Source organism: Sphingomonas sp. BK345 (assembly GCF_014193845.1).
Taxonomy (GTDB): Bacteria; Pseudomonadota; Alphaproteobacteria; order Sphingomonadales; family Sphingomonadaceae; genus Sphingomonas.
In genome coordinates, this window is record NZ_JACHZX010000002.1 from 864399 (window position 1) to 886567 (window position 22169).

Below are 22169 nucleotides of genomic sequence, written 5' to 3' on the forward strand. Positions count from 1 at the left end.
TCTCGCGAAGCCGAAGAAAAAGGGGCGACCTCGAGGTGGAGGCCGCCCCAGAATGCCGCGTGCCGCTCAGGCAGCGTCGCGGTCGATCACGTCGCTGACATGATCGAGCTCGGTCGCGCTGGCGTCGGCATTGCCCGGCAGCGTGGCCGGATCGCCGTCGGCTTGGCCGCCAGGCTCGGGTGCGAAGCGCATCGCGGCCGGAAGCCACGCCCGTGCCGCCTGCTTGGTGCTGACCTCGCCGATAAAGTCGCCAGCACAGATCTTCTCGCAGGTGGCGGCGAGGTCGGCTTTCTTGGCATTGCCGTAGCGCGCGGCAAGTGCGGGTCCGTCGATCTCGGCCAGCGCGTCGAACATGACGGGCTTGGTGACCTTGTCGAAGAAGTTTGCCGCTGTCGGCCGCCACCAGGCGGCGACGTCGATGTCGAGCAGACGGCCCAGATGATCGTGGAAGCGGCAGCCGCCAGTGCCCGTACCCGCAACGCTCGCCTCGAGACTGCCGGCAACCGCGTGGCCGAGCCACGCCGCTCGTTCGTCGGGCCCGAGCGCGCGAAAGGCGTCGAACCGCGCCTCGGCGGTGTCGAAGGTGGTCCAGCTGCGGTCGAGCGCCTGGTCGGCTTCCGCGCGAGCGAGGGTGGCGGGCGCTTCGGGCGTCTTGAACCCGATCACCGGCTCCTGAGGCGGCCGGGCGCTAAGCGACGAGCCGTACCGCTCCGCCCCGTGGCCGGGCTTGCGGTCGACCATCAGGAAGATTGCGAGATCGAGTGCGAAGTCCGGGTCTGCCGCGACATGGACCGCGAGGATGTCGCGGCGCTGGATGGCGAGCTCGTCGGTCAGCCGCTGCGAGAGACCGACGGCGCGTGGGGCAGGTTCGCCCGCGTCCTTATCGGCGTCGTCGGGCCCATTCTCTTCCTGCGGCGTCCGCTCGACGTAGAGCGTCTGGTGCAGCCGCGGCGTGCCGTCGGGGCCGAGGACGAGGAAGGCGCCGATCTGGGGCCGCAGCGCCTCGTCGAGCACCGGCGGCTTGTCGGTGATCGCCTCGACCGCCTTCTCGATGGTCTCGAGCTCGACTTCGGCCTGTGCACGGTCCTCGTCGCTGCTCGCCTCGTTTTCCAGCAGGGCGATCTTGTCCGCTGCCTGAGCCTCAAGCGTTGCAACCTGCTCCTGCTCGCTGTCGGTCAGCGCCGCGGGCTCGAGCTCGACCCGCTCGAGACCTTCGGTCTGCTGCCAGTCGACATAGCGGTCGAGCGTTGGGCGGATCCAGGCATAGCCGGTCTCGGCCGCGAGCGTCGCGGCGGCGTCGTCCATCTTCTCGTTGGCGAGCCGTTCGAGGATGGCGATGTCGAGCCAGCGGGTAGAGGTGTCGTCGGCGAAGAGATCGCGGTCGATGCGGCCGCCCGCTGCGAGGTAGGCGTCCTCGCCGACAAGCCGGGCGCGCGGATCGGCGGCGGAGACGGTCGCCTGCGTCATCATGCGCCGGATGCTGTCCGGGTGCGCCCCGCCATAGCCGCGGCTCATCTGGTCGAAGACATGCGCCTGGCGCTCGCGGTCGGGCGTCGAGGCGTAGGCCTTGGCGATGTCGAGGGTGATCTCGCCGTCGGCGAGTGCCTGGAACACCACCGGCGCGAGGCTCGCGAGCCGGAGGCGGCCTTCGACGAACCGCACGGTAACGCCGAACCGACGAGCCACGCCGTCGACGTCCGAACCCTGTTCGATGAAATGCTGGAAGGCGAGGCATTCGTCCGCCGGGTTCAGCGCCAGCTTCTGGAAGTTTTCGGCTAGGCTCGCCTCGGCCACCGCGCTGCCGAGATCGTCGAGCACGAGGCAGGGCACCGCGAAGTCGGCGGCGAGCTTGCCGTCGTCGGCGAGCGCCTTCAGCGCGGCATGGCGACGGCCACCTGCCTCGACGGCGAAGGTGCCGCGCGGCTTCTTGTTGGCGGTCACGATCAGGTTCTGGAGCAGGCCACGCGCTTCGATGTCGGCACGGAGCTGGGCGTCGGCGGCGGCATCGCTTCGGCGGCGGACATTGCGCTTGGAGGGCACGAGCTTGGCAAGCGGGATAGTCTGGATCATCGTCTTCACTCCTGGTGACGAGCCCGCGTGCGCTCACGCCGGCTCGCGCCATCCGACGCGTCCTCCTCTCTCAAACGGTGCGGGGAATGCCCGATCAGGCGATCAGACGGCTGAGGCGTTCGTCGACCGATGCGGCGAAGGGGTTGATCACGACAGTGCCGCGCCACGCGAAGCCGCTCGACATGTCCTCGGAGAGGAGCAGCGCGCATCCTGCCTCGGCGGCGGCGTTGAGGATCAGCGCGTCCCAGAGCTGCAGCTGGTGGGCGCTGGAGAGATCGAGCGCCGAGAGGAAGGCCGAGCTGTTACTGTCGGCCGTCCCGAACGCTCGGGCCATGCGGAGCACCGTCTCGCGCGCCTCGTCGCGCGAGGCACCCGACCGGTTCAGCACCACATAGAGTTCGCCGAGGACCTGGACAGGGGCGATGAGCGAGGCTCGACTCCGCAATTGCCTCAGGAGCGTGCGGCCGGCTTCGATCTTTGCGGCATCGTCGGGATGGCGACCGACGCCGGCGATATAGGCCAGGACGTTGGTGTCGAACGCGATACGGCTCACTCGTACAGATCCTCGCGCCGCCAGCCCTGGCCGTTGCGGCGGGGCAGGGCAGAGACGAAGTCGAGCAAAGCGTCGATCTCGGGGCCTTGCCGGTCGAGGTTGTCGACCGGGGTGACCTTTGCGACGGGGCGGCCACGCGAGGTGACGACGAAGCTCTCGCCCTCCTGCACCTCGCGGAGCAGTTCGGAGAAGCGCTGGTTCGCGTCGCTGGCGCTGATCGCCCGTTCCATCACCGATCCTTTGTAGTGGCTACACCTAAATAGAGAATACGCGTCCTTGTGTCGACTGCTCATCGGCCAGCGGACAGGCGCTCGACGATCTCCGCCGCCCTGGTCACGGGGACGAACAACCGCGTCTGGTAGCGGATGATCTCGGTGAAGCAGCCGAGTGCCTTGAGTTCCCCAAGGCGGGCAGGATCGAAGCCGGCGAGTTCGAGCCGCCGTTCGCCACCCACCAGCGAGCGCTTCAGCTGGACCGAGAGCGTGCCGGGGATTTCGCAGGACCGGCCGGTCTCCAGCACGCCGGACACCATCGCCGGAAACGGAACGGCGTGGTCGAGGTCCAGGCCGAAGCGGCGACCCAGCTCAGAGACGGCGGCCGCGGGAACGGGCCTGCCGAGGAGCGAGCGGCCCTTCTCGTCGACGACCCGCAGCACCTGGACATGGTCATCGGGCAAGGCATCCCAGATCGGCAGAAGCAATCCGGTCGCGAGATGCATCGTTTCGCTCTGCGTCGATGCCGTCGCCTCCTCGACCTCAGCGTTCCATGCCGCAGCGAAAGCCGTGCTGTCAGCGGGACGCCAGTGCGTTTCCTCGAAATGGCCATGGCCGATATGCTCGCGGCGGAGAGGCCGGACCAGCTCGTAGCGGCGGAGCGGCAGCCCCTCTTCGGTGAGGAGGTTTCGTGCATGCAAGCGGACCGCCGGGCGGCCCGAGCGATCGTTGACGAGGAGGCACGCGCCGTCACGCTCGGCGAGCCGCAGGGCCGCCTCAAACCGGAGCGGGCGGGGCCGCCGTTCGAGATCGAGGGTGAGGAGATGGCTCGTCGCACCGCTCGACGGATCGGTCCGCAGTATACGGTCATCGCTGACGGTCAATGTCTCGACTAGGAGCGTCTCGACACCGAGGTCGAGGGTTCCCGCGTCGCGCGCCGCGGCGACCCGTGCCTCGACGAGCCCGAGATACTCCTCGAAGATCGCATTCTGGAGCGCGATCGGAAAGGCGAGGAGCCGGTTAAGCCAGCGCTGGATCGGCGGCAGATCGTCGCGCAAGCCGCCGCCTTCGGCTTCGAGCGCGAGCCCGGATCGCTCCTGGAAGTCCGCGCAGGTGATCGACCGAAGCTTGCCGGCGAAAAGCAACCGGTACCAGTTCGTGAGGGCGTCCTTGGCATAGTCGCTCTCGAGGTTGTCGGCCGGGTTGAAGAGGTTCTGGCCGCCGGTCTGCCGCTGCCCCCGGGTCAGCGCGCCGAGCGCATCGAGCCGACGCGCGATGGTCGAGATGAACCGGCGTTCGCCGCGCACGTCGGTGGTGACCGGCCGGAACAAGGGGGCGGACGCCTGTGCGCTTCGGTGCGTCCGCCCGAGCCCCTGGATGGCGGCATCGGCGCGCCAGCCGGGTTCGAGCAGATAGTGGATGCGGCGTGCCTGGTTCCTGGCCTTGAGGCACGCATGGTAGCTCCGGCCGGTGCCGCCCGCGTCGCTGAACACGAGCAGCTTCTTGCTGCCGTCCATGAAGGCCTGCGCTTCAGCGAGGTTGCTGCGCGGCGACCGGCGTTCGAGCCGCTGCTGGCCGGCGCGATCGAGCACGAGCCGCCGGGTGCGGCCGGTCACCTCGGCGACACGGTCGGTGCCGAACCGCTCGAGAATGGCGTCGAGGGCGGTGGCGACCGGCGGCAGCGCACAGAGCTGCTCGACCATGCTGTCCCGCGCCTCGATCGCGGCCCGGCAGTGAACGGAATGGCCCTGGTCATCGACCATGGGTTCGGAGCGGACGTTGCGGTCAGGATCGGTGAAGACCCGCATCTGCCGCGTCGGGAAAGCGCGGACCAGATAGTCGACGACATATTCGCGCGGCGAAAGGTCGATCTCGAGCGTCTCGCGTTCGGCTGGATCTAGGTCGGCGAGCCGGCGGTCGAGCATGGCTTCGGACGTCGAGACGAGCTGCACCACAACCGCGTTCCCGTGCTCCAGATCGGTCGCGATCGCCGGCAGCAGGCTGGGCAGCTTGGCCGAGAGCAAGAGCTGGGCGAAGAAGCGCTGCTTGACGCTCTCGAAGCGGGAGAGCGCGGCCGACTTGGCATTGGCGTTTAGGGTCGAGCCGGACGCGCTGTCGACCACGCGGGTGACTTCGAGCGCGGCGCCGAGATTGCGATGAATGATCGCCCAGGCCTCGGCGTAGGCGTCGTAGACGCGGACCTGCTCGGAGGTGAGCGCATGCTCCAGGAGATCATATTCGACACCGGCGAACGAGAGCGCCCGCGCGGTGTAGAGGCCGAGCGCCTTCAGGTCGCGCGCGACGAGCTCCATCGCGGCAATGCCGCCGGCGCGGACACCGGTGATGAACGCCTCGCGGGTGGCAAAGGCGGTGCCGGGGCCCCACAGGCCGAGCCGGCTGGCGTAGCTCAGGTTGGCGACGTCCGATGCGCCCGTCGCCGAGACATAGAGGACGCGGGCGCGGGGTAGGCGGTTCTGGAGCCGCAAACCAGCGAGGCCCTGTTCCGAGCCCTTGATGCGACCGCGCGAACCCTCGCCGCCGGCGGCGTTGGCGAGCGCGTGCGCCTCGTCGAACGCGATTACGCCCTCGAAGCTTTCGCCCGCCCAGTCGAGGATCTGCTGGAGACGGGTGACCTCCTCCCGTCCCGAGCGGAGCGTCGGATAGGTCACGAAGAGGATGCCCTCGTCGAGCGTGATGGGCGCGCCGAGCTTCCACTGCGAAAGCGGCTGCACGTCGAGGCTCATGCCGCCGAGCGCGCTCCAGTCGCGCCGCGCGTCCTCGAGCAGCGCCTCGTTCTTGCTGAGCCAGATGTGCCGCTTGCGCCCCCGCGCCCACTGATCGCGGATGATGCCGGCAATCTGCCGGCCCTTGCCGGCACCGGTGCCGTCGCCGAGGAAGAAGCCCTGTCGATAGGCGATCCCGTCCTTCGCCATCGTGAGGTCGGTGCCGGCCTCGTCCGCGACGAAGTGGCCGGGCAGGTCGCGCTCGAAGGCACCGCCAGCATAGACGAGCGTCTCGAGCTGCGCGGCCGACAGCAGGGCTTGGCGCACGACGCCGGAGGGCAGGAGAGGCTGGTAGGCCGGCTTGGGCGCGGCGATCGATCCCATGGCGAGCGATTCGACGAGCGGCGTCGGATGCTCTGCGGCCCCGGGCAGCGCCAGGCGGCTTGGGCGCCATGCCATGTAGATGCCGGCCGGCTCGCCTTCTGGTGCGGGATCATCGAGGGTCACCACCTCGATCGGCTGCTCACCGTCGGGCTCGACAGCGCCCGGCTGTGGGCGCGGCGTCGGGGTTTGTGACTGGCGGCGGAACAGAGACAGCCGCGTGCGCGGAGTAGGCGGCATCGGGTCGCTCGGGCGCGCGCGAGCAGGCAGGTGTTGGATAGCGTCCAGCAACGCTGGTAAGTCGGGCATCTCCAGCTCGGCTGGACCCTCATCAGCGGCCGGAAGCTTGTCGAGGACCAGCAGGCGGACGGCAATGCCGGTTCCGTGTTTCACGTACAGGCCGCGGGGCAGAACCGCATCAAGGCGGATGGTCGCTTCCGATCCAAGCATCTGGCGGTCGAACCAGGTCGGCATGATCGCAACCGCGCGTCCGCAGCTTTTGAGGCGGCGGAGGCTGGCTTGGAGGTGCCGAGCGGCCGCATGCCGGTCGACCGGGCGGCCGAAGGAGCGCGCAAAGGGCGGGTTGATCAGGAGAATGTCGGCTTGGACATCGACCGGCAGCAGATCGTCGACGAGTTCGCCGTCGTGATCGCTGATCCGGGCCTGTGGAAAAGCCAGTTGGAGACAGTGTCGGCGACCGGGATCGATCTCGTTCAGCACGAGGGCGGCCCCGAGCTTCGCCGCTGGCCAGACGAGCAATCCGGTGCCGGCGGAGGGTTCGAGCACGGTGTCGGAGGAGCGGAGTTGTGCCGCCACGCTCATCGCCCACGCGATCGGGGCAGGGGTGGAGAATTGCTGGAAGACGAGCTGGTCTTCGGTGCGCACCGTCTGTGTCGGCAGCCGGCGGCCCAGATCGATCAGAGCGTCCAGCGCGACCGACGGGCTGGAGAGGTCCACGCCCGCACCGGCTGACCCCAACCAGAGCACTTGCGCGAGTTCGAGCGCATCGTAGGCGTGGCGCATCGACCAGCCGCCATCGGCGGCGGAGCGGCCTGTCGCGGAGGCAAGCAGGTCCCGCAGCAGGCGGGCGTCGATCACCTCGCCGGCCTGGAGGAAGTCGCAAAGGCGATGCGCGACGGCGAGGACGGGATCGGCAGGAGCTTCGAGGCGAAGCGCGGCAGCGGTCATGGCAGAGACTCCGGCCCGGCCGGCTCCAGCGCCGACGTCGGGGCACGAAGTGTCCGATCTCCTCCCCTCTATCGTCCGGTCGTCATCCTGCCCCGCGGAGGTGCGCGCAGGACATCGTTCCAGTCCGCACCGGGCTGGGCCGGGTAGCGGGCCTCGATACGCCGGCCGGCGAAGCGCTCGCGCGCCACCGTCTCGGCTTGGTGCCCGGCGGCATCATGGTCGAGAAACAGAATGATCTCCGTGACCGACGCGGGAAGAGTGATCCGCTTGAAGCGTTCGGCTCCGAGCGTGGCCCAGCAGGGCACGCCAAAGAGTCGACAGGCGGAGAGGGCGGTTTCGATACCTTCCGCCAAGCCGAGGCGATTGCTCGCCGACACGAGGCGGACGAGACCGCTGCCGAGTGATCCCAGCGCGGCACGTGCCGGCTGGCGGGAGGAGAGGGATAGTCCATCCCGACTGAGGAACGTCCGGTGCACGGCGACGAGCCCGGTCTCGTCAGTCACAGCCGCGATCATGGCCGGCAAGAAGCGTGTGAGGGGATGCCGTCCCTGAGGCGTTCGTGGGTGGAAACGAAGCGCCGAAGTCCCGGTAAGCCCGCGTCCCGCCAGATAGCGCGATGCAGGGCTTTCACGGAGCGGGCGTGCCTCGGACCAGAGCCGCTCCACTGCGGGCTTTCGTGTGTCGATTGGCTCGTCTGTGCCGAACACCACGCGCGCACCGCCGGGAAGGCGGAGCGCCGCGATCGCGTCGAGCACATCGCGTGTCTCGCAGCCGGCGAAGCAATGGAACAGCAGTCTCCTTCGACCCGGGCGGACGCTGAGGGACGGCGTCGCATCGGCATGTGCCGGGCAGCGGCACATGCCGCCCCGGGGCGTCCAGTGGCCGCCGAGCGCCTCGACAATGGTGCGACCGCTGTCGGCGCCGCTGGCGAGGTGGGGATCGTGAAAGGTCATAAGGGCTCTCGCTGTCTGTGACGCGCCCCGCGCCGCCGCCTCCACTCCCTTCAGCTTAGCGCTTTCCTACAGCAGCACGTTCGCACTATGTTCCGATTCGAGGAAGAGGAAAATGCATGATGCGAGGCGATGATGATCCGAACCTTCTTCCCCGCCGCGGCAGTGCTGCTGGCCTGCGCTTCACCCGCACTGGCGCAGCACACTGACGCGGGATTGAGTTCAGCTGAGGCGGACGATGCTTCAGCTGCCGTTTTCGAGCTGATCGAGCACCGGACGGCCGCAGCACGATCATTTTCTGCTGCGGCCGCCGATCCCCCAGTCATGACCGTCTCTGTAACGAGAGCCGCACCGCCGAGAGGACGCGAGCGGTTCCTCGCGTTTATCCGTGCCGCCGAGCTTCGCCACGCGCTGCCGAACGGTTTGCTCGATGCACTGATCGCGGTTGAATCAGCCTACCAGCCCGGCGTGGTCAGTCGCGCTGGGGCCATGGGTTTGGCGCAGCTGATGCCCGCGACGGCGCGGGCGCTGGGTGTCCTCGATCCATTCGACGCGCGCATGAACGTCGATGGTGGAGCTCGCTTCCTGAGAGCCATGCTCGACAAGTTCGGGTCGGTGACGCTGGCGCTGGCCGCCTACAATGCTGGGCCTGCGGCGGTCATGCGGGCGCGCGGCATTCCCGCCAACAGCGAGACCCCGACCTATGTGCGCAAGGTCCTGTCAGCTTGGCGGCTGGGGAGCTTCTGACATGCGCGATTCCCTCGACAGCCCCGGCTCACGCGCCGTTCTGCAGCAACCAGGCATGCACATGGGCGTGAACGCGCCGACGTGGCCGGCGGCCCGCCCGGAGGTCGAACACGAACCGAGGATCGTGGACGACGAGGCGGCCGAACCGCGTGGGGCTGAGGCCCACCCGTGTCAGAAAAACTTCGATCCTCGGCAGCAGATCCCCGTCCATGCGTCGCGACTCGCTTTACTCCGTTCCTGTTATGTTCCATACTGCGTGATTAGTGCTGTAGGAAATCCCCTATGATGCTCGCCACGATCGAACACCCGCGCGAAGCGCTCCAGCGGCTCATCGAAGAGCGCAAGGAGGAGTATGCCGCGCTGTCGCGCATGCTCGGGCGCAATCCGGCCTACATCCAGCAGTTCATCAAGCGGGGGACGCCCAAGCGCCTCGATGAAAAGGATCGCCGCCTTCTCGCCAGCTATTTCGGGGTCAAGGAGACGGTGCTCGGCGGCCCACAGGAGTGGGAGAAGCCGACGCTGCAGCAGGTGCCGGTGCTCGATGTCTACGCCTCGGCCGGCTACGGGGCTGCCGATTTTGGCGAGGCGCGCCGCACGTCGATCGGCTTCGATCCGCGCTGGCTTCGCGAGCGCACCAAGGGCTCGGCCGATGGTCTGTCGATCATCCAGGTCAAGGGCGACTCGATGGCGCCGACGCTCGCCGATGGCGACGACGTCCTGGTTGACCGCAAGGATGGGGTGAGCCGGCTACGCGACGGCATCTACGTCCTGCGGCTGGACGATAGCCTGATGGTCAAGCGGCTGGCGCGGCAGCCCTCGGGTCGCGGCATCTCGATCAGGAGCGACAATCCCGACTATCCGAGTTGGCAGGACATCAATCCCAGCCGGATCGACATCGTGGGACGGGTGCTATGGTTCGGCCGCACGCTGAGCTGATCGGGCCAGCCCGGTCACAGGTGTCAGCATGAAGCAGATGAGCCTACACGTCGTCGGCGCGAACCATCCCAATGCGGATGGTGGCAATCGGCGCTTCGAGACCCTGCTTTGCGTGCCCGGCGAACCGATCGAGCTGATTCCTGAGCCAAAGAACCCGGCGGACCCGAATGCCATTGCGGTGTTCAGCAGCCGAAACGTCCAGATCGGCTATCTGACCGCAGACCGCGCTCCCTGGATCGGCGGCATGCTGCGCAACGGCCGCCCGATCGAGGCGATCTTCCAGGCCGCCACGCCTGCCGGTGCTGCCATCCGGATCGGGTTCGACGGCGACCATCCCGTTTTGCCGCCCGCGGACGCGACCCGTGCCACACCACCAGATCCGGCCACGGTCGAGTTCTGGCCAGACGAGATCTACCCTGATGACTGACCTCGCTTCTCTTGCCGTTGAAGGCCAGCACACGCCCGGGAACCACCCTCCAAGTGGCTCAGCGGTACAACCGATACTTGAGGAGGCGTGGGCGATCGCAATCGATCTGCGCCGCGATCTCGGCTTGTCCGAGGCGATCGCCTGGGCAGACGGCTATCTGGAGGAGGTGCGGGAGAAGGAAAGCTCGACCGCCGCCGCGCGCTGGGTGGTCGTGATCAATGCCTTGGCCGAGCTGGCCCGGTCAAGCGTGCACTGACGATCGCTCATCGGGATAGCTGTCTAGCTCACTAGGTTCGGCTTGCTTGGCTAAGCTCGGCAGCATCGGCACTACCGGCTCTGAGCTGCCGTCCCACTGCGTAGCTCATCCGGGTATACCCAAGAACGCCGGGCAGGAGTGATGAGCAGGTGGTAGGCAGCCAGGTGAAGGCGTTGGGTATATCTGCGGGTGAGCACGAACGAACAGGACCTCACGCGTCAGGAAAGCATCGTAACTGGCGCGCGTGCGGCAGGCTTCTACGTTGCTGCGGTCTACCGGCAAGGGCGTCAGGCGCACGACCAGACCGGCCGGAGTTGCTGCGCATGGTGGCCGACCTTCTGCCCGGCGAGGTGGTGGTAGCCGAGAAGATCGACCGCATCAGCCGCCTACCGCTCCCAGAAGCCGAACTGTTGGTGGGGATGATTCGAGACAGGGGCGCGCGGCTGGCGGTGCCGGGCATCGTGGACCTGTCTGACCTGGTAGCCGACAGCGCGGGTGTGGCGCGCATTGTGCTGGAAGCAGTGCAGGACATGCTGTTGCCGTCGCGCTGCAGACGGCGCGCGACGACTACGAAACACGGCGCGAGCGGCAGCGCGAGGGCATCGAAGTCGCGAAGAGGGCGGGGCGTTACACCGGCCGTAAGCCGGATCTCGCCCACCATCGACCCATCGTAGGTCTGCGGGAGACGGGCATGAGCATCGCGAAAACCGCGGAGCTCGCTGGATGTAGCATCGCCCACGTCAAGCGCGTGACCCCACTCCATCGCTCGAGAGCTACTCAGGCCGAGCAGGGCGGCTGAGTGTTAAGATGTCCCACCTGCCGATCATCTTGGTTTGTATTGCATCACTCATCATTTACCGGGCGCCGCGCTAAGCTGCGGAGCGAGATTCTGGGCGTCAGCGCGGGTCACCTCCGCATAGCCAATCCCATCCTCCGGTTCTGACACAGGATTTCGGCACTTTTTAGGCGTTGGGAATGCTGGCGCAGAGGGCAGGTGTCACAACCGGACGGTTCTGACACCTCAGGCGTTCGGTAAGGCCGCTGGTCCCAATGCCTCAATGATCCGGCACTCAGCGACTGTGCCGCCGTCGCAGGAGTCGATCACCGCCTTCAGTTCGCGGCGAAGGGCGGTCAGATCGGCGAGCTTGCGATCCACCTCGCGCAGATGCTCGTTGGCGATACGGTCGATGCCGGCACAGTCGCACGTCCGATCGTCGGACAGACCCAGCAGAGCGCGTACCTGATCGAGCGAGAAGCCGAGGTCGCGCGCGCGTCGGATAAAGGACAGACGGCCCAACTCGGCCGCGCCATAGGTGCGGTAGTTGCCCGTGCTGCGGGATGGCTTCGGCAACAAGCCGATGCGCTCGTAATAGCGAACCGTTTCGACCTTGGTGTTGGTCGCCTTGCCCAGATCGCCGATCGTCAGCGCCATCACCTTGACCCTGTAGCTGCTACAGACACTAGATGGGGTGTCGCGCTCGGCTTCAAGAGGTGGCGACATGGCAGGAGGATGCTGCGGCGGCTGTGCCGCTCCAACCGACAGGGACGACGACCGCGCATGGCGGCGCGTGCTGTGGATCGCGCTTGCCATCAACGCCGGCATGTTCGGCGTCGAGGTCGTCGCCGGCGTGGCCGCGCATTCCGCCTCGCTCAAGGCGGACGCGCTCGACTTTCTCGGTGATGCCGCGAACTACGCAATCAGCCTCGGCGTTGCGGGGATGGCGCTGCACTGGCGAGCGCGCGCCGCGCTCGCGAAGGGCGTCTCCCTGCTCCTGCTCGGCTTGTGGGTGCTGGGCTATACCGTCTGGATGGCGGCGTCGGGCACGCTGCCGGGCGCGGAGACGATGGGGGTTGTGGGCGTGGCGGCGCTGATCGCCAACATGGTTTGCGCCGCGCTGCTCTGGCGGCATCGAGGCGGCGACGCCAACCGGCAGTCGGTCTGGATATGCTCGCGCAACGACGCGATCGGCAACGTCGCCGTCGTCGCCGCGGCGTTCGGCGTATTCGGCACCGGCACCGGCTGGCCGGATATCGCGGTCGCCGCGATCCTCGCAGGCCTCGGCGTCTTCGGGGGCTGGCAGATCATCCGAAAGGCGCGTGTCGAGCTGGCTCAATCCCCGCCGAACCGGAAGCGGACGCCGCCGTTGATGGTGCGGCCGTCCAGCGGACCCCAGGCATCGACCGTCCACGCCCCGTCCGGCGCGCGCCGGGGCAGCAGCAGCGGATCGTAGCGGGTCTGGCGGAAGTTCAGCAGGTTCTCGGCGTTGAGGAACAGGCTGACCTTACCCAGCTTCAGCTCGCCCATCGCGCCCAGCTCGACATAGGGACGGCTTCGGCTGCGATAGGGGTCGTCCTCAAGGCTCTGGCGGCCGGTATAATAGGCCTCCAGCCCGATCCGGCCGCGCTCGTGCTTCTCCCACACCGCTGTCAGCCCGGCGGTATTGCGCGGAGTGAGGGGAACGGCTCGCCGGCCGATGCCGTCCGGGTTCGGTTCGCGCGCGTCGGTGCGGACATAGCTTCCGGTGAAGGTGATGGCGTTTAGACGGTAGCGCAGCAGCAGCTCGGCCCCGCGCGAGCGCGTCACGCCATCGGCGTTGACCAGTTCGGCGCGGGTGGCGCTCACATCGCGGAGCTGGACGGCATGGTCGATGTTCGACCCGAACAGCGTCAGGCTCGCCTCGATCGGCCCGTGCGCATAACCGAAGTCGATCGAGGCGGTGTCGGCCGTTTCGGCGCGCAAGCCCCGTAGCGGCTCGATCCGCGACAACCCTGCCGCCTCCACTTCCTCGATGAACGGGGTCGGCGCATAGAAGCCGCGACCCAGCGACGCGCGCACGGTGAAAGGGCCGGGCCTGAACAGCGCCGACACGCGCGGACTGACGCGCGTACAGTATTCGCTATGGTCGTCGAGGCGCGCGCTGCCCGCAAGCGTCAGGTCCGCCGACACCTTCTGCTCGGCCTGCACGAACAGCGCGGGCACTCGATAGGTGTAGTCGAAAGCCGGGAAGGTCCGCGAGCGATAGCTGTCCACCTGGTAGGCGGCACCGGCGAGCCAGGTCGTGTCGCCGGTGCCGCCGCCCAGCGATGCCTCGGTCAGGACGGTGTTGTGGCGGTCGTTCTCGATCACGTCGCCGAAGGTGTGCCGATGGGTCTGCGTTACGCCCGACGCGCGCAGATAGAGCGTACCGACGCCCTCGATCGGCGCCTGGGCGTTGAGGCCGGCGTCAAATCGCCGGCTGCGCTGATCCTGGGCGAAGGTCGAACCGTCCGGCACGACGCGGCCGGGCAGTGTGCCGCCGCGGCGCTGCTCGGCGAGCGCCCCGACCGTCAGATAGGCTTTCGCGCCGCCCGCACCGTCCCAGAACAGCCGCGGTCGGAACGTCCAGCGATCATAGCCGGGAATGTTCGCCCAACCGTCGCCGTCGATATCCTGGGCGGACTGCCGGTTGAACCCGCCGGTCAGCGAGTAGCCGATCGCCTCTGTCAGCGGACCGGAATTGTAGCCGGTCACGTCCTGCCCGCCCCGGCTGGTCGCGTTCACCAGCAACTCACCCAATTGTGCCGGCGAAGGTCGGCGCGACACGAGATTGATGACGCCGCCCAGCGCCGATGGGCCGTAGAGCGCGGATGCCGCACCCTTGATGATCTCGACCTGTCCAAGGTCGGTAGGCGGTATTTGTAGAAGGCCGATCGATGGCGTCTGCCCGCCGTAGAGCGGCAATCCATCGGCGAGGATTTGCGTGTAGCGACCTTTCAGGCCCTGCACCCGGACGTTCGCCGCCCCCAGCGCCGGCGACGTAACCTGGACGCGCAGACCGGGCGTCTCGTTCACCAGCATGGAGATGTTACCGGGCTGCATGAGGATTTTCTCCTCGACCTCTTCCCGGTTCAACACCTCGACGCGGATCGGCTCGTCCTGCACCCGGCGACCGGTGCGGGTAGCCTGGACCACGATGTCCTCGCCCTCATCAGCTTCCTCGGTGGACGTCGGCGGCACAGCTACGGTTGGTCGATCCTGTGCCGCCGCAGCGTTCGCTGTCAGGCATAGGACCGCAAACACGATGGGCGACGCTATCAAAATCCTGTCGCCTGCTCTGTACGGCAAAACGCTACCCCTGCATGGGCGTCGCGATCATCGGGACGCTTGTGAGGGACGGCCCATAAGGGCTGTAGCCACTACAAGGTCAACACTGTATTGGTCAGGACCGTTGTGCGCGGTCCCTGGTCGATCTACGACACCGCCATGTCGCTCCGGGCCTTCCCGCTTTTCCGGCTCGTCCACACCGCCACGATCGTCGTCCTGGCGGTGATGATGCTCGTGCGGCTCGGCCCGCTCTGCGAGACGATGGCGATGGCCGCGACGCCGGTCGCGTCCGCGGCGATGGATTGCGCCAACACCCCAGGCCACGTTCCGATCAAGAAAATCCCGCCCTCGGCCTGCGCCACGCCGTGCGCGGCGATGCCCGGCGAGACGGTTGCGCACGTCGAACCGATGCTGTTCGTGCCGCTGTCTCCTTGGGCGGTCGCCCATACCGGGCTGCTCGGACTTACCAGCGCACCGGCAACGCCCCCTCCGCAGACCGCGTGACGTCGAACCTGACCTCACACGAATCTACACGGAGAATACCATGACCAAGTTCAAGCTCATCAGCGCCGCTTTCGCCCTCACGCTCTCGACGGGCGCCTTCGCCGCGGTCGCGAATTGCTGCGCCGATATGGCGTGCTGCAAGGACGGTGCTGACTGCTGCGATCATGGCGACAAGGCGAAGGGCGGCGATCACGCCGGCCACGCCATGCCGAACATGAAGTAAGACGAAGGGACGGGGGGCGGGCGACCGCCCCCCGTTTTCATGGCGCGCCATATCGAGCGTGAAGCCACCACTAGACTACCCTTATATATCCACGATGCTAGATATATGGAAAATGAGTCGGCAATCGCTGCGCTAGGCGCGCTCGCCCAAGGGACGCGGCTCGACGTGTTCCGCCTGTTGGTGCGTCACGAACCGGACGGCATGGCGGCGGGCGATATCGCGCGGGCGCTCGACGTGCCGCAGAACACCATGTCGGCGCATCTCGGCATCCTCGCGCGCGCCGGCCTGGTCCGCTCTGAACGGCATAGCCGCTCGATCATCTACCGTGCCGATCTGGACGGCCTGCGCGCGCTGACGCTGTTCCTCGTCAAGGATTGCTGCGCCGGCAATGCGGAGCTGTGCGCGCCGCTCGTCGCCGAACTCGCCCCCTGCTGCTGAAAGGACGCCCCGTGGCCGTCGATATCGTCATCTATCACAACCCCGAGTGCGGCACGTCGCACAACGCGCTGGCGATGATCCGCAACGCCGGCATCGAGCCGCATGTCGTCGAGTATCTGAAAACTCCGCCCTCGCGCGCGCTGCTAGTCGAGTTGATCGATCGCGCCGGCATGACGCCCCGCGAGCTGCTACGCGAGAAGGGGACGCCCTATGCGGAGTTGGGCCTGGGCGACACGGCGCTGTCCGACGACGTGTTGGTGGATGCGATGATGGCGCATCCGATCCTCATCAACCGGCCGCTGGTCGTCTCGCCGCTCGGCGTGAAGTTGTGCCGGCCGTCCGAAGCCGTCCTCGATCTGCTGCCGAGCGGCCAGCTCGCCGCGTTCGCCAAGGAAGACGGCGAACAGGTGGTGGACGCTTCGGGCCAGCGCGTCGCCTGATGCTCCTTGCCCTCCTGATCTTCGTCGCGACGATCACGCTCGTCATCTGGCAACCGAAGGGCCTCGGCATCGGGTGGAGCGCGATGGGCGGGGCGATCGTGGCGCTGCTCGCGGGTGTCGTCACCCTGTCCGACGTGCCGGTAGTATGGGGCATCGTCTGGAACGCGACAGCCGCGTTCGTCGCGATCATCGTCATCAGCCTGCTGCTCGATGAGGCCGGGTTCTTCGAATGGGCGGCACTCCATGTCGCGCGCTGGGGCAGGGGGCATGGTCGCCGGCTATTCGTTCTGATCGTGCTGCTCGGCGCGGCGGTGTCCGCGCTGTTCGCCAACGACGGCGCGGCACTGATCCTGACGCCGATCGTCATCGCCATGCTGCGCGCGCTGGGGTTCAAGGACAAGGCGACGCTGGCCTTCGTCATGGCGGCCGGGTTCATCGCCGACACCGCCAGCCTGCCGCTGGTCGTGTCGAACCTCGTCAACATCGTGTCGGCCGACTTCTTCAAGATCGGGTTCGGCGAATATGCGGCCGTGATGGTGCCGGTCGATCTAATGTCGATCGCGGCTACGCTGGGCGCGCTGCTCATATTCTTCCGACGTGATATCCCGCGAGATTACGATGTGACCGCGCTACGTGCGCCCGGTGCCGCTATCCGTGACGCCGCGACCTTCCGCGCCGGATGGATCGTCCTTGCCCTGCTGCTCGCCGGCTTCTTCCTGCTCGAACCGCTCGGCGTGCCGGTCAGCGCCGTCGCCGCTGCCGGCGCGATCCTGCTGCTGGTGATCGCGGGGCGGGGCCATGTCATCCAGACAGGCAAGGTGCTGCGCGGCGCGCCGTGGCAGGTCGTCATATTTTCGCTCGGCATGTACCTGGTCGTTTATGGCCTGCGGAACGCCGGCCTGACCGACCATCTGGCGGCGCTGCTCGACCGCACCGCACAAGGCGGCGTGTGGAGCGCAGCGCTGGGAACGGGCGTGATCGCGGCCGTCCTGTCGTCGGTAATGAACAACATGCCAACCGTGCTGGTAGGCGCGCTGTCGATCGACGCCACGCATGCGACAGGGGCGGTCAAGGAAGCGATGATCTACGCCAACGTCATCGGCTGCGATCTCGGCCCCAAGCTGACGCCGATCGGCTCACTCGCCACGCTGCTGTGGCTGCATGTCCTGGGGCAGAAGGGCGTTCGGATCGGGTGGGGCTATTATTTCCGGGTCGGGGTCACACTGACCGTGCCGGTTCTGCTCATCACGCTTGCGGCGCTGGCGTCGAGGATCACGATCGGATGACGGCATTGATCTACATTGGCGCGGCGCTCGCGGAAATTGCTGGATGCTTTGCCTTCTGGGCCTGGCTTCGTATGGGAAAGTCGCCCGTGTGGCTGGCGCCCGGCATCGCTTCGCTGATCCTGTTCGCCTGGCTCCTGACTCGCGTAGACAGCGACGCGGCGGGCCGTGCCTATGCCGCCTATGGCGGCATCTACATCTGCGCCTCGCTACTCTGGCTATGGGGCGTCGAGGGCGTTCGGCCCGATCGATGGGACGTGGGCGGTGCGGCCCTGTGTCTTGTCGGAACCTGCGTCATCCTTCTTGGCCCGCGGGGGGCATGATGGAGCTGACTGCCACATCGCTTGGTCCCGATGAAATCGCCAAGCTGGCATCGTTCCTCGAAACCGCGAACCTGCCCAGCGCCGATCTCGCTGATCCCGGCCGCCTGTTCTTCCATTTCGAGGCCGATAGCCTCGTGGGTTATGGCGGCCTGGAGGGTGGAGGGGCTGACCGCCTGCTTCGCTCGATCGTCGTACTCCCCGATCGCCGGGGGCATGGCCTCGGGCGGGCATTGGTCGCCACCCTCGAAAGACAGGCGCGCAACCTCGGAGTGGAACGCCTGCATCTGCTGACGACGACGGCCGCGCCGTTTTTCCGAACGCTCGGCTATGCCGACGCCGATCGCGGCGCTGCTCCTCCGGCTGTCGCCGCATCGCGCGAGTTTACCGCGCTCTGCCCCGCATCGGCCGCCTATCTCGTGAAAGCCATCTGATGCCGCTCCGCACCCTCACTGAACCCGATACCCTGCCAGCGCTCGATCCGGCCTATGCCGTTCAGCGGCCGGCGCTGGGGCTCGGCCCGCTAGAACCCGCGCCGCGCATCCTCCTCCTCTATGGATCACTCCGCGAGCGATCCTATTCCCGCCTGTGCGTCGAGGAAGCGGCGCGGTTGCTCCGGTTCTTCGGCTGCGAGATACGCATCTTCGACCCGTCCACCCTGCCGCTGCCCGATCAACATGCCGGCGACGATCATCCGGCCGTCCATGAGCTGCGCGAGCTGTCTTTATGGTCGGAAGGTCAGGTGTGGTGCAGCCCGGAACGTCACGGTCAGATCACCGGCATCATGAAGCTGCAAATCGATCATCTGCCGCTGTCGATGGGCGGGATGCGCCCGACACAGGGGCGCACGCTCGCGGTCATGCAGGTGTCGGCCGGATCGCAGTCGTTCAACAGCGTCAATACCCTGCGCGTGCTGGGTCGCTGGATGCGAATGGTGACGATCCCGAACCAGTCGAGCGTCGCCAAGGCGTTCAACGAGTTCGATGACGCCGGGCGCATGAAGCCGTCCAGTTACTATGACCGGATCGTGGACGTGATGGAGGAGCTGGTCCGCTTTACGGTGCTGCTGCGTCCGCACACCGAACATCTCGTCGATCGCTACTCGGAAAGGAAAGAGGCCGGCATACCGATCGACGCAACGACTGATCTGTCGAGCATCGCGACCGAAGCACAGCGCTCGTCCTGACGTGTCATAGGCATGTCGCGGGACGATCATAGCCGCATCGGCCACGTCATGGCACAAACCCGAATATGATCGATCCGGAAACACAATCACGGGGCCGCCCGGGACTACTTGCCATTGCAGACGTGTTCGCCCGCTACGGCAATTTCACGCTGGGCGGCGGTAGCGCGACGGTGGGCACGCTGCATCGCGAGCTGCTGGATCGGCGACGCTGGATCGATGCCGATGCCTTTACGCTGTGCTTCAGCCTCGCTCGCCTGACACCTGGCACCAACGTCCTGGCCTTCTGCACTGGCATCGGATGGCTGCTGCGCGGCTATCCCGGCGCGATCGTGGCGCTGCTCGCCGCCTCCGTCCCCTGCACCCTGATCGTCGTTGTCGCGAGCGCGCTGTTCACCGAGGCGGAGGGCAACGGCCTGGCGCAGGCGGCGATCCACGGCGCGATCGCCGCGGCCGTGGCGATCACCGTCAAGACGTGCTGGACGATCGCGCACCCGCACTATCGACCCGGATCGCGGCTGCGGGTCGTCGCCATCGCGACGGCTGCATTCCTGCTCTACGTCGTGGCGGGCATCCCCGCGATCGAGGTGCTGCTGGGCGCGGCCGTGCTGGGCGCGATCCTGCCCCCGGTCCGCGCATGAACATCGTCCTGCTCTATCTGATCCTGCTCAAGGCGACGTGCACAGCGTTCGCCGGGCTCGCCTCGCTGCCGGTCGTCCAGGACTCGCTCGTCGCCCATCATCACGCCCTGACCGACAAGCAGCTCAACGAAGCCGTCGTCATCACGCGCAGCTCGCCCGGTCCGGTCGGGCTCTATGTCGTCAGCGTCGGCTATTTCGTCGCCGGCATCCCCGGCGCCATCGCCGGGTGGCTGGCAATGGTGACGCCGGCGGGGCTCATCATCCCGCTGGTCCACCTTGTCGGCAGACGGATGGAGCACCCCCGCGTGCGCTCCGTCCTCCAGACCGTGGTGATCGCCAGCGCCGGGCTGCTGCTCGCCGCTGCAATCCCGCTCGCCCGGGACGGGCTGACCGATCCGGTCACGATCGTCATCGCACTGGTAAGCCTGGCGTTGCTGTTCACCACCAAACTCGACACGCTGTGGATCATCCTCGGCGCTGCGCTCACGTCGCTGACCGCCTCGGCGATCGGTGCCGTTCCCCTCTTCCACTAGACTATCCGTTGGACACCTACACCCTGCTCGCAATCTGCGCCCTGCTCGGGCTGGGCGCTCTGCTCTATACCTCGGTCGGGCACGCCGGGGCGTCGGCCTACATCGCCATCATGGCGCTGTTCGGCCTCGCTCCGGCGACGATCCGACCGGCTGCGCTGGTCATGAACATCATGGTCGCCTCATTCACCTCGTGGCAGTTCATCCGCGCCGGCCAGTTCGACGGGCGACGCCTGCTCCCCTTTCTGCTCGGGTCGCTACCGCTCGCCTTCCTTGGTGGTCGCATCACCTTGCCGGGCGCAACCTACCGGCCGCTGATCGGCATCGTTCTCCTGATCGCCGGCGTGCGACTGCTCTGGCCGCGACCGATGAAACGACAGGACGAAATCACGACACCGCCGCCTGCTGCCGGGGTCGCGAGCGGCGCCGCGATCGGGCTGCTCTCCGGCCTGACTGGCACTGGGGGCGGCATCTTCCTGAGCCCGCTGCTCATCATGGCGGGCTGGTCGAGCGCGCGGATGGCGAGCGGCATCGCGGCTGTATTCATTCTGGCGAACTCGATTGCCGGCCTTGCCGGCAATCTGTCGAGCGTCGGCCATCTGCCGCCCGAATTGCCCTGGTTCATGCTGTCGGTGGCGATCGGCGCGGTGATCGGGACATCGCTGGGCGTGGCACGTCTACCCGCACAACGTCTTCTTCAGGCCCTGGGTATCGTGCTGCTGGTCGCGGCGGGGAAGCTAATCCTGACCTGATCGCGTCGTACAGACTTGCTTGCAGCGCCGGCAGGGCTCCGGTTTCCGAAGATTGGTGTCACAACCGAACGGTTGTGACACCTAGGCTTAAGGGCTTCGCTTTCTCACTTCCGCAATGGCGGCGGGTTTCGGGAAGCGTTCGGCATTCCCATTTCTCGATCGTGTGTGGGAATGCCGAGCGGGAGACGGCGTCACGCTCGTCGCGCATTGCACGACCTTTGCGCTTTCCAGGCCAATCTTAGACAAAAAGCTGAGCACACGATAAGGTCATTCATCCAGGAAGAGAATGGCTGATCTCCGCCAGTTCTGGGCCACGCGGGTGTCCGCCAAACCTGATTAAACCTAGAGCATTTTTAGATTGAGCGTTGTTAGCCGGCGGCGTGGAAGAAGTTGGCGCATTCGATCGGCAGGAATCGATCGAGCAAACTGCCTATGTGCTGGATGAGGCCGTAGACGGTCCTTGCCGGTTCCTGTCGCAGCAGCGTCTTGAGCTTGGCGAAGGCTATCTCCAATTCCAGTGCCCGAACGGGTCTTCCAGTGCCCGAAGGGCATGCTGTCGCGGCATCGTTCGCCCACCGGCGCCCAGCCGTATGCTCGCGCCAACTTAATGTTGACGCCGGTCTCGTCGAAAATGACGAGGCTCTCAGGGTCGATGAACGGCTGCGCTGCTCGCCACAGATTGCGTCTTGCCGCGACGTCGGGCCGGTCCTGTTCGGCGGCGCGCAGCGCTCTTTTTAAACGACAGTCCGAGCCGCTGCACCGCATTCCAGGCCGCGCCGCTGCTGAGTTGCACACCATGTTTGGCCAGCAGCCAGGGTTGCACCTACGCCGGCGTGATGCCGGGACGCGAGCAATATGCACCGTCAGCGCGTCTTCCTGTTCGTCCGAGAGCTTGCGCGGGTGATGGCCACGGTTCGGGTTGGTTTCGGCACTGCCGGTCAACCGACGCCGCATCAGCACCTTGCAGATATACGCGATGATCACCCCGAACGTTGCCGCCGCCACTCTGACGGACGTGCCGCCGTCCACCGCGCCGAGGACAGGATCGCGCAAGTCCTGCGAGTAGCTCTGCCCAAATTGCCAGCCCATCGCCGCCTCCCTCGTGACGGCGGCCTATGAATCACACGACCCGCCAACTGGGAATCCACCCAACGATTCCGCTCAACCTGACACCGCTCTAGGTTGCCCGATCGCTAGCACGATCGAGACAATAGCCAACAGCAGGCACCTTCCGTGACGTGACCCCCGTTTCTTCATCCATCTGGAACTAGAGACCGGCCCCTCGAAGGGACGGACGGAATGAAGCGGAAGCAGTTTTCGGAAGAGCA

General features: G+C 66.8%; 24 protein-coding genes and 2 pseudogenes. 17 read left to right on the forward strand and 9 right to left on the reverse strand.

Annotated features, from left to right (window positions below):
• Nucleotides 1–66: 66 nt before the first annotated feature.
• The 5 genes from FHY03_RS09295 to FHY03_RS09315 form a co-directional block, all read right to left on the reverse strand.
• Nucleotides 67–2070, reverse strand: a complete 2004-nt coding sequence (locus FHY03_RS09295; RefSeq protein ID WP_183930267.1) for a ParB/RepB/Spo0J family partition protein — start codon at nucleotides 2068–2070, stop codon at nucleotides 67–69.
• A gap of 94 nt (nucleotides 2071–2164) precedes the next feature.
• Nucleotides 2165–2623 carry a PIN domain-containing protein gene (locus tag FHY03_RS09300; protein WP_183930269.1) on the reverse strand — a complete coding sequence of 153 codons (459 nt, stop codon included), beginning with the start codon at nucleotides 2621–2623 and terminating at the stop codon, nucleotides 2165–2167.
• Nucleotides 2620–2853 (reverse strand): type II toxin-antitoxin system Phd/YefM family antitoxin, encoded by a 234-nt coding sequence (locus FHY03_RS09305; RefSeq protein ID WP_183930271.1) that lies wholly within the window; start codon nucleotides 2851–2853, stop codon nucleotides 2620–2622. Before FHY03_RS09305 ends, FHY03_RS09300 begins: the two co-directional genes overlap by 4 nt.
• Before the next feature lie 59 nt (nucleotides 2854–2912).
• Nucleotides 2913–7127 carry a strawberry notch-like NTP hydrolase domain-containing protein gene (locus tag FHY03_RS09310; RefSeq protein ID WP_183930273.1) on the reverse strand — a complete coding sequence of 1405 codons (4215 nt, stop codon included), beginning with the start codon at nucleotides 7125–7127 and terminating at the stop codon, nucleotides 2913–2915.
• Nucleotides 7128–7195: 68 nt separating this feature from the next.
• Nucleotides 7196–8080, reverse strand: a complete 885-nt coding sequence (locus FHY03_RS09315) for a toprim domain-containing protein (protein WP_183930275.1) — start codon at nucleotides 8078–8080, stop codon at nucleotides 7196–7198.
• A gap of 129 nt (nucleotides 8081–8209) precedes the next feature.
• Here FHY03_RS09315 and FHY03_RS09320 point away from each other — a divergent pair, with 129 nt between their 5' ends.
• The gene (locus FHY03_RS09320) at nucleotides 8210–8824 is read left to right on the forward strand and encodes a lytic transglycosylase domain-containing protein (RefSeq protein WP_183930277.1); all 615 of its coding nucleotides are present in this window, start codon (nucleotides 8210–8212) and stop codon (nucleotides 8822–8824) included.
• A gap of 28 nt (nucleotides 8825–8852) precedes the next feature.
• Here the strand turns inward: FHY03_RS09320 and FHY03_RS09325 are convergent, their stop codons facing one another.
• On the reverse strand, nucleotides 8853–9035 hold the full coding sequence (locus FHY03_RS09325; protein ID WP_096342216.1) for a hypothetical protein: 183 nt from the start codon (nucleotides 9033–9035) through the stop codon (nucleotides 8853–8855).
• Between the two features lie 86 nt (nucleotides 9036–9121).
• Here FHY03_RS09325 and FHY03_RS09330 point away from each other — a divergent pair, with 86 nt between their 5' ends.
• The 4 genes and pseudogenes from FHY03_RS09330 (at nucleotide 9122) to FHY03_RS09345 (ending at nucleotide 11242) form a co-directional block, all read left to right on the forward strand.
• Nucleotides 9122–9760: a S24 family peptidase gene (locus FHY03_RS09330; protein WP_096343120.1), complete on the forward strand. Its 639-nt coding sequence runs from the start codon at nucleotides 9122–9124 to the stop codon at nucleotides 9758–9760.
• A 28-nt stretch (nucleotides 9761–9788) separates the two neighbouring features.
• Nucleotides 9789–10187: an HIRAN domain-containing protein gene (locus FHY03_RS09335; RefSeq protein ID WP_183930279.1), complete on the forward strand. Its 399-nt coding sequence runs from the start codon at nucleotides 9789–9791 to the stop codon at nucleotides 10185–10187.
• Nucleotides 10180–10443 carry a hypothetical protein gene (locus FHY03_RS09340; RefSeq protein ID WP_183930281.1) on the forward strand — a complete coding sequence of 88 codons (264 nt, stop codon included), beginning with the start codon at nucleotides 10180–10182 and terminating at the stop codon, nucleotides 10441–10443. The genes FHY03_RS09335 and FHY03_RS09340 overlap by 8 nt, the downstream gene beginning before the upstream one ends.
• Before the next feature lie 183 nt (nucleotides 10444–10626).
• Nucleotides 10627–11242 (forward strand): annotated as a pseudogene (locus tag FHY03_RS09345) (recombinase family protein).
• A gap of 222 nt (nucleotides 11243–11464) precedes the next feature.
• Here FHY03_RS09345 and FHY03_RS09350 read toward each other — a convergent pair.
• On the reverse strand, nucleotides 11465–11875 hold the full coding sequence (locus FHY03_RS09350) for a helix-turn-helix domain-containing protein (RefSeq protein ID WP_183930283.1): 411 nt from the start codon (nucleotides 11873–11875) through the stop codon (nucleotides 11465–11467).
• Nucleotides 11876–12011: 136 nt separating this feature from the next.
• Here FHY03_RS09350 and FHY03_RS21020 point away from each other — a divergent pair, with 136 nt between their 5' ends.
• Nucleotides 12012–12674 (forward strand): cation transporter, encoded by a 663-nt coding sequence (locus FHY03_RS21020; RefSeq protein ID WP_311721354.1) that lies wholly within the window; start codon nucleotides 12012–12014, stop codon nucleotides 12672–12674.
• Nucleotides 12675–12706: 32 nt separating this feature from the next.
• Here FHY03_RS21020 and FHY03_RS09355 read toward each other — a convergent pair.
• A pseudogene (locus FHY03_RS09355) lies at nucleotides 12707–14503 on the reverse strand (TonB-dependent receptor plug domain-containing protein); the annotation flags it as partial.
• 183 nt (nucleotides 14504–14686) lie between these two features.
• Here FHY03_RS09355 and FHY03_RS09360 point away from each other — a divergent pair.
• The 11 genes from FHY03_RS09360 to FHY03_RS09410 all read left to right on the forward strand — a co-directional run bounded on the left by FHY03_RS09360 (nucleotide 14687) and on the right by FHY03_RS09410 (nucleotide 20841).
• The gene (locus FHY03_RS09360; protein WP_183930284.1) at nucleotides 14687–15031 is read left to right on the forward strand and encodes a hypothetical protein; all 345 of its coding nucleotides are present in this window, start codon (nucleotides 14687–14689) and stop codon (nucleotides 15029–15031) included.
• A 40-nt stretch (nucleotides 15032–15071) separates the two neighbouring features.
• Nucleotides 15072–15254, forward strand: a complete 183-nt coding sequence (locus tag FHY03_RS09365; protein ID WP_183930285.1) for a hypothetical protein — start codon at nucleotides 15072–15074, stop codon at nucleotides 15252–15254.
• Nucleotides 15255–15359: 105 nt separating this feature from the next.
• Nucleotides 15360–15692 (forward strand): helix-turn-helix transcriptional regulator, encoded by a 333-nt coding sequence (locus FHY03_RS09370; RefSeq protein WP_183930437.1) that lies wholly within the window; start codon nucleotides 15360–15362, stop codon nucleotides 15690–15692.
• Nucleotides 15693–15703: 11 nt separating this feature from the next.
• Complete coding sequence (gene arsC, locus FHY03_RS09375; protein WP_183930286.1) at nucleotides 15704–16132, forward strand: arsenate reductase (glutaredoxin); 429 nt, start codon at nucleotides 15704–15706, stop codon at nucleotides 16130–16132.
• A complete protein-coding gene (locus tag FHY03_RS09380; protein ID WP_183930287.1) occupies nucleotides 16132–17418 on the forward strand; it encodes an arsenic transporter in 1287 nt (428 codons plus the stop codon). The genes arsC and FHY03_RS09380 overlap by 1 nt, the downstream gene beginning before the upstream one ends.
• On the forward strand, nucleotides 17415–17738 hold the full coding sequence (locus tag FHY03_RS09385; RefSeq protein ID WP_183930288.1) for a YnfA family protein: 324 nt from the start codon (nucleotides 17415–17417) through the stop codon (nucleotides 17736–17738). The genes FHY03_RS09380 and FHY03_RS09385 overlap by 4 nt, the downstream gene beginning before the upstream one ends.
• The gene (gene arsN2, locus FHY03_RS09390; RefSeq protein ID WP_409314167.1) at nucleotides 17735–18169 is read left to right on the forward strand and encodes an arsenic resistance N-acetyltransferase ArsN2; all 435 of its coding nucleotides are present in this window, start codon (nucleotides 17735–17737) and stop codon (nucleotides 18167–18169) included. Before FHY03_RS09385 ends, arsN2 begins: the two co-directional genes overlap by 4 nt.
• Nucleotides 18169–18921 (forward strand): arsenical resistance protein ArsH, encoded by a 753-nt coding sequence (gene arsH / locus FHY03_RS09395; protein ID WP_183930296.1) that lies wholly within the window; start codon nucleotides 18169–18171, stop codon nucleotides 18919–18921. Before arsN2 ends, arsH begins: the two co-directional genes overlap by 1 nt.
• 65 nt (nucleotides 18922–18986) lie before the next feature.
• On the forward strand, nucleotides 18987–19559 hold the full coding sequence (locus FHY03_RS09400) for a chromate transporter (RefSeq protein ID WP_183930298.1): 573 nt from the start codon (nucleotides 18987–18989) through the stop codon (nucleotides 19557–19559).
• Nucleotides 19556–20092 carry a chromate transporter gene (locus FHY03_RS09405; RefSeq protein WP_183930300.1) on the forward strand — a complete coding sequence of 179 codons (537 nt, stop codon included), beginning with the start codon at nucleotides 19556–19558 and terminating at the stop codon, nucleotides 20090–20092. Before FHY03_RS09400 ends, FHY03_RS09405 begins: the two co-directional genes overlap by 4 nt.
• 8 nt (nucleotides 20093–20100) lie before the next feature.
• Nucleotides 20101–20841: a sulfite exporter TauE/SafE family protein gene (locus FHY03_RS09410; protein ID WP_183930302.1), complete on the forward strand. Its 741-nt coding sequence runs from the start codon at nucleotides 20101–20103 to the stop codon at nucleotides 20839–20841.
• Between the two features lie 342 nt (nucleotides 20842–21183).
• On the opposite strand, the gene FHY03_RS09415 is transcribed toward FHY03_RS09410, so the two are convergent.
• The gene (locus tag FHY03_RS09415; RefSeq protein ID WP_183930304.1) at nucleotides 21184–21930 is read right to left on the reverse strand and encodes a hypothetical protein; all 747 of its coding nucleotides are present in this window, start codon (nucleotides 21928–21930) and stop codon (nucleotides 21184–21186) included.
• Between the last annotated feature and the right edge of the window lie 239 nt (nucleotides 21931–22169).